The organism is Acidobacteriota bacterium (assembly GCA_020845575.1).
Taxonomy (GTDB): Bacteria; Acidobacteriota; Vicinamibacteria; order Vicinamibacterales; family Vicinamibacteraceae; genus Luteitalea.
In genome coordinates, this window is the sequence record JADLFL010000036.1 from 55,275 (window position 1) to 66,585 (window position 11,311).

The following is an 11,311-nucleotide window of genomic DNA, read 5'->3' on the forward strand; positions in this document are numbered from 1 at the left end:
AGGGTGGTGCGCCCGGTGGGACTCGAACCCACGACCAACGGCTTAAAAGGCCGCTGCTCTACCGACTGAGCTACAGGCGCGCGTGCGTCAGTTTACCAGCCGCCGCGCACCACGCCGACAGCATCACGGCGCGGCCTCGGAGAGCCGGCCCCACCTTCGGGCCTCTACCGCCAGCGGAACAGCCGGAGCGCCGCCACGAAACTCACGACGCCCCAGATGGCCAGGATCGCTATCTGCCCCCACAGTGCCGTCAGCCCGCTGCCGTCGATCATCACGCCCCGCAACGCCTGGTTCAGGGCCGTGAGCGGCAGCGCCGCGATGAACGGCTGCATCGCGTCCGGGAAGTTCTCCGACGCGAAGAACACGCCCGAGAACACCCACATGGGCACCATCACGAGGTTCATCAGCCCGGACACGCCCTCGATCGTCTGCGCGCGGCTCGCGGTGAGAAGCCCGAGCCCCGAGAACACCATCGCGCCCAGCAGACAGAAGGCGGACAGCAGCAGCCACGACCCGTTGACGGGCACGCCGAAGACAAGCGTCGCGAACCCGAGGAGCACGCTCACCTCGAGCACGAGGAACATGAGCCGCGCGGCGATCTGCGACAGTAGATAGTCGCGGCGACGCATGGGCGTGGCCACGAGGCGCTTCAACAGCTTGCGCATCCTCGCCGTGACCACCGAGAACGCCACGCTCCACATGCCGGTGCCCATGATGTTCATGCCCAGCAACCCTGGCACGACCCAGTCGATGTAGCGCGAACCCGGCACCGTCACGAGGCGCTCGGTGGTTGCCGCCGCGGACGTCCGGCCCGCCGCCGTCTGCAACACCTCGTCGACGGCGTAGCGACCCACGCGACTCTCGGGACGACTGGGATCGAACTCGTACGTGAGCGGCGATCCCGGCACGACGAGCAGATGGATCGCGCCGTTGCGCAGCGCGACGTCGGCCTCCGCGCGATCGACCGCCCGAACGCGCATGGTCGGCGCGGCCTCGAGCGTGCGCACGATGGGCGCGTCGCTTCCCTGCGCATCGCGCAGCACGCCCACGAGTACGGCGGGCGTGCCCTGCTCGCGGAACGCCAGTCCCAGCGCGCACGAGAGCAGCACCGGGAACGCGAACACCCAGAACACGGCCTCGGGTTCGCGCAGGAACTCCCGGAAGCGCGTGAGCGTGAGTTCGAGCAGCGGATGGTGCAGGCGCATGCGTGTCGTCGGTGCGCAACTACTCGCGCAGGTGACGCCCCGTCAGCGCAACGAACACGTCTTCGAGCGTGGCGCTGTGCGTGGTGAGCAGCGTGAACGCGTCAGGATCCGCCACTGTCGCCAGCAACGAGGGCAGCGCTTCGTGCAGGTGCGACACGATGAGCGTGCCGCGTCCGTCGGCAACAGACGCTCGGCGCACACCGGGCAGCGCGGTGAGCACCGCCACGTCGGGCAAGACGCGCCCTTGGTCAAGGGCGAACTCCACCACGTGTTCCGCGCCGAGCGACGCGATCAGGTCGGCAGGCGTGCCAAGAGCGATCACGCGTCCCCGATCGACGATGGCCACGCGATCGCAGAGCACCTGCGCCTCGTCCATGTAGTGCGTGGTGATCAGCACCGTGCGCCCCCGCGCCTTGTATGTCGCCAGCAGATCCCACAGTTGACGACGCGACTGCGGATCGAGTCCCGTCGTCGGTTCGTCGAGAAACAGCAGATCGGGATCGCCCGCGAGCGCACACGCCAGGGCCAGGCGCTGCTTCTGCCCGCCCGACAGCTTGCTGTACCAGGCGTCGCGCTTCGCTTCGAGTCCCACGCTCGCGAGCAGGTCCTCCACCGTTGGCCCCTGGTGGTAAAACGACCGGAACAACCGCAGCAACTCCGTGGTGGTGAGCTTGTCGTTGAGCTGTGTTTCCTGCAACTGGATGCCGAGTCGTTGCTGCAGACGCGCGGCATCGGCCGCCCACCGGAGTCCCAGCACCTCGACGTCGCCTGCATCGGCGGTGTTGAGGCCTTCGAGGATCTCGATGGTGGTCGTCTTGCCTGCCCCGTTCGGACCGAGCAGCCCGAAGCACTCGCCGGCACGCACCTCGAGATCCAGGCCGTCGACGGCGACCACCTCGCCGTAGCGCTTCACGAGACCACGGCAACGCAACGCAAGGCGATCCGGCGACGGGGCCGATGCATCAGCGGGCCGAGTCACCGGATTCTGCGTCGCCGGCATCTCACGCAGGCAGGGTGAACCACCGCCCGGCGACGGTGTCCTCGCGGAGGATGGTGTCGAGACGATCGGAGCCCGTCGAGATGAGCCCGACGGGCACGCCGCAGATTTCTTCGAGCGTGGCGATGTACGCGCGCGCTTCGGCCGGCAGTTCCTCGAAGCGCTTCACGCCCGCCGTCGGGGCAGTCCAACCGGGTACGTCGGTGTACACGGGGGTACAACGTGCAAGCTGCCCGATGTCTGACGGGAAGTGCTCCACCGTCTCGCCATCCGCGGTGTAGGCCGTGCAGATCCTGAGCGTCTCGAAGCCGTCGAGCACGTCCATCTTCGTGATAGCCAGAGCGTCGAGGCCGTTCACGCGCACGGCATACCGCAGCGCGACGGCGTCGAACCAGCCGCAGCGCCGCGGCCGACCGGTGACCGATCCGTACTCGCTGCCGCCATCGCGCAGCCGCTGGCCCATCTCGTCGAGCAGTTCGCTCGGGAACGGCCCCTCGCCCACACGCGTCGTGTACGCCTTGGCCACGCCCATCACGCCGGTGATGTGCTTGGGCCCGATGCCCAGCCCGGTGCAGATACCGCCGGTGGTCGCGTTCGACGAGGTGACGTACGGATACGTCCCGTGATCGATGTCGAGCAGCGTACCCTGCGCGCCTTCGAACATCACGCGCTGGCCCGACGCGATCGCGCGATCGAGCAGGAGCGACGTGTCGGTGACGAACGGCGCCAGGCGCATCCACACGCGATCGAGCTCGGCGATCACGTCGCGCCAGTCCATGTGCGCGCCGGGGATGATCTGGTTGCGCGCCTCCACGTTGTGACGCACGGCGTCCTCGAGCATCTGCCGCGACGCGCGATCCGACAGGTCGCCCACACGAATGCCGCGACGTCCGATCTTGTCCTCGTACGCCGGCCCGATGCCGCGCGACGTGGTGCCGATCTTCCGCTCGCCGCGCTTGGCCTCGGAGAGGACGTCGAGTTCCTTGTGATACGGCAGGATCAGGTGCGCCTTGCTGCTCACGAACAGCCGGCCCGTGACGTCGATACCCGCCGCCGAAATCTCGTCGATCTCGGCAAACAACGCCTGCGGATCCACGACGAGTCCGTTGCCGATGACGCACGACACGCCGGAATGCAGGATGCCCGACGGCAGCAGACGCAGGATGAACTTGCGCCCGTTGACGTACACGGTGTGCCCGGCGTTGTGCCCACCCTGGTACCGCGTGACGTAGGAGAAGTTCGGCGTGAGCAGGTCGACGATCTTGCCCTTGCCCTCGTCGCCCCACTGGGCGCCCAACACGGCGATGTTCATGACGGGAGACACTTCGTGCGAAGGAAGCAGGCGCGCGACATTGCGCGACAACGGAACACGCCATCCTAACAAACCGCACCTGCCGGCGCCACCATCTGACGTCCGCATGTCACGGTTGACAGTGCGGGTCCTCGTCCGTAGGCTCTATCCCTTCCGTCATGCTCCTCATCGACCGCGTGTTGTCCGTGCTGGCGCTGCCAACGCCTGCGATGCCCCTGCTGATCGGGGGGTGCGGTGCGGGTCGCACGCACGCACTGCACGCGGTGGTCGCGCGCCTCGCGGCCGACACCACGCCCGTCTACCTCGACGTCGAACGCATCGCCACCACGCCCGAGCAGTGCTACAGGTCACTCCTGCGGACCGTCCGCGTGGCCGACGAGGGTGATGTGCTGCCGGCGCCCGCCTCGCTGACGTCCCCGCGCGCGGCGTTCGACGCCATCCTCGCCCTGCTCACCACCGCACGCGCCGCGTCCGGACGACGCTTCACGTTCCTGCTCGATGAAGTGCTCGACCTCCGCACGTTCGAGAGCTTCCCCGGTCTCCGGTCACTGATGGCGGAAACGGGCACCGCCGTGTCGACGTCTCCGAACCGCTTCGTGCTCGCGACGCGTTTCGCGCAGCGCGGCGCGCGTCTCGCGAAGAGCTGGCCCGGCATCACGAGCCTGTCATTGGACGATGCGGGCAACGAGGCGGATGGTCGCGCGGCGTCGGCGTTCGGCGGACTCGATCCGCTCGAAGAGCAGCAAGTGCTGGCGCTCACGGGCGGACGTCTTGGCTACGCGGTGATGGTGAGCGACGCGCTGAAGCAGGCACGGCGCCACGGCCTTGCCGATCCCGTCGGCGCGCTCACCGAGCAGATGCTCCCGGGCAGCGCCCTCGAGCGGCGACTGCGACTGTCGTACGAAGTGCGTCTCCAGCGTGCTCGCGGCTACGGCGCGCTGCGCGCGATCCTCGACATCCTGGCCGAACAGGAGCCGCTGACGCTGACGCTGATCGCGCAACGCCTGCACCGGACACCCGGTTCGACGAAGGACTATCTCTCGTGGCTGCTCGACGTCGATCTGCTGCGTGTGGAGCGCAAGCGCTACACATACGCCGACCCGCTGTTGCGTCTGTGGGTGCGCCTGAACAACGGCGCTGACGTGCCGGGCGACGGCACCGTGGCGCGCGAGACGCAACGCCATGCCATCGATCGCCTGTCGAAGATGCCGGCGGCTGCCGTCGCCGTCTCCCGGCCCGCGTCACCCTCCGGCGGCATCATCGAGATCGATTGACCCGTCTCGCAGGGCCGTGAGCGCCGCGCGCGCCGCCTGCTGCTCCGCTTCCTTCCTGCTGCGTCCCGACGCCTCTCCCAGCACGCGCCCGCACACCTGCACGTCGACTGCGAACGTCTTGTCGTGATCGGGCCCCGACTGCGCAACGATGCGATACGTGGGTGGCGGGAAACGGCGCGACTGGAGGTACTCCTGAAGCGACGACTTGAAGTCGCCGGCACCAGCCTCTGCGAGACCTGCCGTACGCACCTCGTCGAGCAGCGGCGCGAGCAGTCGCAGGATGCACGTCCGCGCGGCGGCAAGCCCTCCATCGAGGTACACGGCCGCGATCACGGCTTCACACGCGTCGGCCAGCATCACGGGCTTCTGACGCCCGCCCGTCTTGTCTTCGCCACGCCCGAGTCGCAGGTGTTCTCCGAGTTCGATGCGATCGGCCACGCGCGCCAGCGCCGAGTACGACACCAGCGAGGCCTTGACCTTGCTCTTCTGCCCTTCATCCGACTCCGGGAACTCGCGGAACACGAGATCCGCGATCACGAACCCGAGCACGGCATCGCCGAGAAACTCCAGCGATTCATTGGTCGCGGATACGCCGAGGCCGTCTTCATGCGCGCGCGATCGATGCGTGAGCGCGAGCTCGAGGTGCGCGCGATCCCTGAAGCGGTAGCCGAGGTGCGCTTCGAGCGACGCCAGGGCACCAGCCGATGCGTCGCCAGACTCGACATCCGTCGCGGCGCGCGACTCGACGCGATCCAGCAGTTGCCGGGCCTCGTCCGCTTCCTCGGCGGGAACCGTAATGCGGAGCTGACCGAAGAACGCGACCGGGACCGGCAGCACCGATCGCAGCGTCGATCGCTCGATCGCCGGAAACAACCCTTCGGCCGCGAGCAATCCGTACACCACCGCCGCTTCGGGCTCTGACGATGTGGTCCGTACGACCACGCGGCCTGTCATGCGTCCGCCTGCTTCCCCACCTTCAACACGATCATCGTCATGTCGTCGTGCTGCTCGGCGCCATCGGCGAATTCACGCACGCTCTCGAAGATCTCGTCGCACAGCGCATCGGGTTCGAGTGCCGCATGCTCCTCGACACAGAGGCACAGGCGATCCTCGCCGTACAGATCGCGCACGCCGTTCATCGCTTCGCTGATGCCGTCGGTGAAGAGCACCACCACGTCGCCGGGCGAAAGAGCGATGGTCTGCTCCTTCAGCATCTCCTCGAAGCGCGCGCGCACCGATTCCATCCTGACGCCGAGCATCAATCCCTCCGGCGCGAGGAGCCGCGTGCGCGGGAAGGCATCCCCCGCGCGCAGGTGGATGAGCGGCGTGTGTCCCGCCCGCGCGTGAACGAGCGTGCACGCACGCAGGTCCAGCACCGCGTACGTCATCGTCACGAAGCTGGTGCGTCCGAGATTGACCGAGAGCACGCGATTGACTTCCGCGAGCAGCGCGCGCGGCGATTGGTGCGTCTTCGACAGCGCGAGCATGAGGCCCTTGAGCTCGGCCATGTAGAGCGCAGCGGAGGCGCCCTTGCCCGAGACGTCGGCCACGAGCAGGCCGATGCGGTCCTCGTCGAGCGGGAAGAAGTCGCAATAGTCGCCGCCGATCTCGCGTGCCGGCCGGCAGGCCGCCGCCAGCGTGACGTCGCCGCGACGCAGGGTCTCGGACGGCAGCAGCGACGTCTGGATGTCGCGCGCGATCTGGAGTTCCTGCTGCAGGCGCTCCTTCACGACCTTCTGTTCGAGCAGTTCCTCGATGTTCTCGACCATCGAGTTGAACGACGTGGCGAGCGCGCCGAACTGATCGCGTGTGCGTACGCGGATGCGGTGCGACAGGTCCTCGGCCTGCACGCGGCGCGTCCCCTCGAACAGCTCGTGGATCGACCCGGTGATCGAGCGCGCCAGGCTCACGCCCATGACGAACGCCACCGACTGGATGACGAGGAACAGGCCGCCGATGATGAGGAGCATGATCAGCAGCATCTGTCCGAACGACATGCCGCCTCCGATCGCCTGCGCCTCCGTGATGCGCCGATAGAGGTGCGTCAGGTTCGGCTGGATCTGGAGACCGAGCTTGCAGGTCGTCCCGGTGTCCCAGTTGGTCACGTCGAGGACGTTGATCCACGAGAGCGCGTAGGGCGACGCCTCGATGCGCAACTCGCTGCCTTCGGGTAGCGCGCACGGATCCGTGTTCGACGGGGCCATGCCCAAGCCACCCAGTCTGATGCCCGTTTCCTCACGAATCACACCAGCCGTCGCGTCGTCCAGCGGCAGGTCCACGATGATGGCGCGCCGTGCTGATTCGGCAGCGCCAATCCACGACACGCTGCGAACGATCAGTCGCGCGCCCGCCGACGCGGTGCTCCCCTCCCCCACCGGCACGACGAGCGCCGACGGTCCCTGGCGCAGCAACCATTCAGGGACGGACGTCGGCGGCGTGCCGTGGTCCCACGCGCCGACGGTGAGCGGGGCAGTCCGTGTGTCGCCGTTCAACGGCAGGAGCGCCACGGAGATGCCGGGGTACGTGCGTCCGCCCGCCGCGACCTTGCGCGTCAGCAGGTCGCGTACCTCTGCCGACGTGCGCGTCTGCTGGAGTTCGACGGCGGCCATGTCGGCGTACACGCGTCCCTGTGCCTGGAGGTCGGCGAGTTTCTCCGTGACCAGATAGGAACTGAAGCTGAGCAGCGTCAGCGCGCCGACGATCAGGAAGAACAGGAAAATCAGTGCGGCGGGGACGACGCCGATGAAGAAGTACGACAGGATCAGCTTGCGCCGGACGCGCCACAGCAGCCGCAGGCGCAGCACGCGACTGAGTCGCCACACCACGACGACGCCCCCGACGATGATGCCGAGGGTGGCGAGGCGCCGGATGGCGTCGAGCGGCGCCCAGTCGGTGAGCGCGAACGTGGCCAGCCACACACACACGCGCACGCCGAGGCCGATGAGGATCAGACGGCCGGCCCAGTAGTCGAGAAACAGCGCGCGCGGCGACGGCAGGCGAGGCAGTTCGTGCGCAGGGGGCGCTTCGAGGCGCACCGAGCCGGTGGAGTCAGGCGGCATGCGGTCTCGGCCCCGGTTCATCGCACGAAAGCGTGCGCGTCAGGCCAGCAGGGCCGAATGATACCATCGCGTTTTCGGCGCCCCCCGAGAGGTCGTTCGTGAACATCGATCCCACCGCACGCTTCGCCACCCGCTGCATCCACGCCGGCCAGGAGCCCGACCCGGCCACCGGCGCCATCATCACGCCGATCTACCAGACCTCCACGTACGTGCAGGAGGGACTCGGCAGGCACAGGGGGCACGAGTACGCCAGGACGAGCAACCCGACCCGCGCGGCCGTCGAAGCCAACGTGGCGGCACTCGAAGGCGGCACGCACGGGTTCGGCTGGGCGTCCGGCATGGCGGCGATCAACTCCGTCCTGTCGCTGCTCGAACCTGGCGATCACGTGGTGGTCACCGACAATACGTACGGAGGCACGTACCGATTGTTCGAACGCGTGCTGCGACCGAGGGGATTGACGTTCACCTACGTCGACACTTCGAACGTCGACGCGACCAGGGCGGCGTTCACGGACCGCACGAAGATGCTGTTCCTCGAGACGCCGACCAACCCCGTGCTGCGCCTGGCAGACATCGCGGCGTTGTCGTCGGCGGCGCACGCGCATGGCGACGTCGCGGTGGTCGTGGACAACACGTTTGCGAGTCCTGCCGTGCAGCGTCCGCTCGAGCTCGGGGCCGACATCGTGCTGCACAGCACCACGAAATATCTGAACGGGCACTCGGACAGCGTGGGCGGCATGATCGTGGTGAAGCACGCACCGCACGTCGAGTGGTTCCGCTTCTACCAGAACGCGGCGGGTGCGATCCTGAGCCCCTTCGACGCGTGGCTGATCCTGCGCGGCACCAAGACGCTCGCCGCGCGCATGGCCGTGCACAACAGTAACGGGCAGGCGATTGCCGAGTACCTCACCACGAGCCGGAAGGTCGAACTCGTGAACTACCCCGGCTTGCCGGCGCATCCGCAGCACGCGCTCGCGACGCAGCAGATGCAGGGTTTCACGGGCATGGTCTCGTTCGACGTCGGCACGCTCGATCGCGCGCGTCAGGTGCTCGAGCGCGTGCGCCTGTTCGCGCTGGCCGAGAGCCTGGGCGGCGTGGAGAGCCTCATCTCGCATCCGGCCTCGATGACACACGCGTCTGTGCCGGCCGAACGCCGCGCGACGCTCGGCGTGACCGACAGCCTGATTCGCCTCTCCGTGGGCATCGAGGACATCGACGACCTGAAGGCGGATCTCGAGCAGGCGCTCGCGTCGCTGTGATGGTTCAGGGCGCGGCAGGTGCCGTGCTGGCACGGACCCACGCCAGGTAGTCGGCGCTGCCCGCCTCCACCGGCACGACGAGCCACTCGGGTGTGTCGTAGGGATGCGCGGTCCTCACCGCCTCCCACAGCCCCTCCAGCCTGTCCGCCGTCGTCTTGATGAGCCACTGGGATTCGTCGCCGTCTTCGATCGCGTCCTTCCATCGATAGACCACGCGGTGCAGCGGCAGTCGTGTGACGCAGGCCGCAAGACGACGTTCCACCAGTGCACGCGCCACCTCGTCGCCGCCAGCGTCGGCCGGCCACGTCGTGAGCACGATCACGGCGCGATCGTGGCCCGTTTCGGCGTTGTGTGGCGGGATCGATTCCTGTATCGTCCTCATGGTTTCCAATGTCTGCACCAGAACCCCTGCGCCAGTCCAGTCCGAAAGCGCGACGTGCCGCGGCGCAGGATGACACGTCGGCGATGCGTCGCCGCACGGTGCGCGCTGTGCTCGTGGTCGTGCTCGGACTGGTGCTGTGCGACGGCGTGTTCGGCGAGCGCGGGCTCCTCGCGAACATGGAACTCGAGCGCCGCAACGCGCAGCAGCGTCAGGCCAACGAGGAACTGGCGCAGCAGAACGACGCGCTCACTCAGGAGGCCCGCCGGCTACGTGAGGATCCGTCGGCTGTCGAGGAGCTCGCCCGCGGCGAGCTCGGCCTGCTGCGCGATGGTGAGTTGCTCATCATCCTGCACGACACCCCCGCCTCGACCGCAACGTCGCCGGCCAGAACCGCCCAGGCGCCGTCGCCGCGTTGATCGCGGACGGCGCGTGTGGTACGCTTTCCAAGTTGTCCGGGAGCGCACCGCTCACTGGAACTGACGCGGGGTGGAGCAGCCTGGTAGCTCGTTGGGCTCATAACCCAAAGGTCGCGGGTTCAAATCCCGCCCCCGCAACCACTTGTATCGGCACGTGAAGGTCGCCCGTTTCTGGCGACCTTTTCGTTTTTGTGGCGGCAGTCAGCATCGCGGCCAGACTCCCCTTCAGCTCAATTCCCAGCTGGCCGTTCCCGGGAGTGAGCACAATCGATTCGATCAAGCCACGCAGCATCTCCGAGGCCTCCAGACGTGTGTCCTCGCGCCTGAGCGCGGCGGCAAGCTCCTCCACCTTGGAGCGGTAGACGTCCGCCATGCTCGGATGCAGGAGCGGCGGAGGTTCGTCCGCAGCTTCGAGCGTCGCCTGAAGAGTGGCCTTTCGCTCCTGTAGACCATTCCACTCAGCTTTGAGGTCTGGCCCAGCGAAGCCGTCCTTGATGGCCTGGATGACCTTCTGGATGTCGCGCTGAACGCGCTCCAGCTCGCGCTTGGCCCCGCTCAGGCTCGCCCGCTGCTCCATCCGCAACCGGTTCATCTCCTTCGCGAACTCGCGGCAGAACTCCTCGAAGAAGTCCTTGCGCAGCAGCTTCTCCTGCAGCGCCGTGAGCACGCGTTCTTCAACTTCCTCGCGCGAGATGGTCAGCTTGTTCGTGCAGGTGCCGCGCTCGCGCGTCCCAAAACAGCCGAGCCTGTCGCGGTAGTAGACGACGAACCCGGCGCCGCACTCGCCACACTTCGTCATGCCGGTGAACAGGTACTTCGGGCGCACGACCTGGTTGAAGCGCTTGCTGGGCTCGGCTGTCGTCCACTTCCGCTGGATGCCGGCGTAGCGCGCCTGCACCGCCTGCCACAGCTCGTCGTCCACGATGCGCAGTGCCGGCACCTGGCTGATCACCCACTCCGACTCCGGGTTCGGTCGCGAGACGCGTTTACCCGTGTCCGGGTCCTTCAGGTACCGCAGCCTGTTCCAGACCATGCGACCGATGTACAGCTCGTTGTGCAGGATGCCGGTGCCACGCTTCGGGTTGCCGTGGATGGTGCTCGAGCTCCACAAGGCGGCTCGTGGCCCGCGCAGGCCTTCCCTGTTCAGGTCCTTGGCGATCTGCTTGGGCGACACGCCCGCGGCGTAGTCCCTGAAGATGCGCCGGATGACCTCGGCTTCCAGCGGCACGATCTCGCGCTCCCCCGTCGAGACCACGCCGTCCTTGAACGTGCGGACAATGCGATAGCCGAAGCTCACGCCGCCGCCGGCCTTGCCGAGTTCAACGCGCCCGCGCAGCCCACGCCGCGTCTTGTCCGCCAACTCCTTCAGGAACATCGCGTTCATCGTCCCCTTCAGGCCGATGTGGA

Annotated in this window: 10 protein-coding genes, 2 tRNA genes and 1 pseudogene; 4 read left to right on the plus strand and 9 right to left on the minus strand. The window is 67.6% G+C overall.

Features of this window, described 5'->3' with window-relative positions; all coding sequences use genetic code 11:
• Window positions 1–4: 4 nt before the first annotated feature.
• From IT182_10385 to IT182_10400, 4 genes are all read right to left on the minus strand, one after another.
• A tRNA-Lys gene (locus IT182_10385) sits at window positions 5–80 on the minus strand.
• Window positions 81–164: 84 nt separating this feature from the next.
• The gene (locus tag IT182_10390) at window positions 165–1,205 is read right to left on the minus strand and encodes an ABC transporter permease (protein MCC6163742.1); all 1,041 of its coding nucleotides are present in this window, start codon (window positions 1,203–1,205) and stop codon (window positions 165–167) included.
• A gap of 19 nt (window positions 1,206–1,224) precedes the next feature.
• Complete coding sequence (locus IT182_10395; protein MCC6163743.1) at window positions 1,225–2,205, minus strand: ABC transporter ATP-binding protein; 981 nt, start codon at window positions 2,203–2,205, stop codon at window positions 1,225–1,227.
• 1 nt (window position 2,206) lies between these two features.
• Complete coding sequence (locus IT182_10400) at window positions 2,207–3,514, minus strand: adenylosuccinate synthase (protein ID MCC6163744.1); 1,308 nt, start codon at window positions 3,512–3,514, stop codon at window positions 2,207–2,209.
• A 158-nt stretch (window positions 3,515–3,672) separates the two neighbouring features.
• On the opposite strand from IT182_10400, the gene IT182_10405 reads away from it, so the two are divergent.
• Window positions 3,673–4,788 (plus strand): hypothetical protein, encoded by a 1,116-nt coding sequence (locus IT182_10405; GenBank protein ID MCC6163745.1) that lies wholly within the window; start codon window positions 3,673–3,675, stop codon window positions 4,786–4,788.
• On the opposite strand, the gene rnc is transcribed toward IT182_10405, so the two are convergent.
• A complete protein-coding gene (gene rnc, locus IT182_10410; protein MCC6163746.1) occupies window positions 4,756–5,742 on the minus strand; it encodes a ribonuclease III in 987 nt (328 codons plus the stop codon). The two genes, IT182_10405 and rnc, sit on opposite strands and share 33 nt — an antisense overlap.
• Window positions 5,739–7,847, minus strand: coding sequence for a SpoIIE family protein phosphatase (locus tag IT182_10415; protein ID MCC6163747.1), 2,109 nt, complete (start codon window positions 7,845–7,847; stop codon window positions 5,739–5,741). Before IT182_10415 ends, rnc begins: the two co-directional genes overlap by 4 nt.
• A 98-nt stretch (window positions 7,848–7,945) precedes the next feature.
• On the opposite strand from IT182_10415, the gene IT182_10420 reads away from it, so the two are divergent.
• A complete protein-coding gene (locus IT182_10420; GenBank protein ID MCC6163748.1) occupies window positions 7,946–9,106 on the plus strand; it encodes a PLP-dependent transferase in 1,161 nt (386 codons plus the stop codon).
• Between the two features lie 4 nt (window positions 9,107–9,110).
• On the opposite strand, the gene IT182_10425 is transcribed toward IT182_10420, so the two are convergent.
• Entirely contained in the window at window positions 9,111–9,488 is a 378-nt protein-coding gene (locus tag IT182_10425; protein ID MCC6163749.1) for a divalent-cation tolerance protein CutA, read from the minus strand.
• 83 nt (window positions 9,489–9,571) lie between these two features.
• Here IT182_10425 and IT182_10430 point away from each other — a divergent pair, with 83 nt between their 5' ends.
• Entirely contained in the window at window positions 9,572–9,904 is a 333-nt protein-coding gene (locus IT182_10430) for a septum formation initiator family protein (protein ID MCC6163750.1), read from the plus strand.
• A gap of 64 nt (window positions 9,905–9,968) precedes the next feature.
• Window positions 9,969–10,045 (plus strand) — tRNA-Met (locus IT182_10435).
• On the opposite strand, the gene IT182_10440 is transcribed toward IT182_10435, so the two are convergent.
• Window positions 10,002–10,703 (minus strand): zinc ribbon domain-containing protein, encoded by a 702-nt coding sequence (locus IT182_10440; protein ID MCC6163751.1) that lies wholly within the window; start codon window positions 10,701–10,703, stop codon window positions 10,002–10,004. The genes IT182_10435 and IT182_10440 overlap by 44 nt on opposite strands.
• Before the next feature lie 84 nt (window positions 10,704–10,787).
• Window positions 10,788–11,288: pseudogene (locus tag IT182_10445) on the minus strand (recombinase family protein).
• Between the last annotated feature and the right edge of the window lie 23 nt (window positions 11,289–11,311).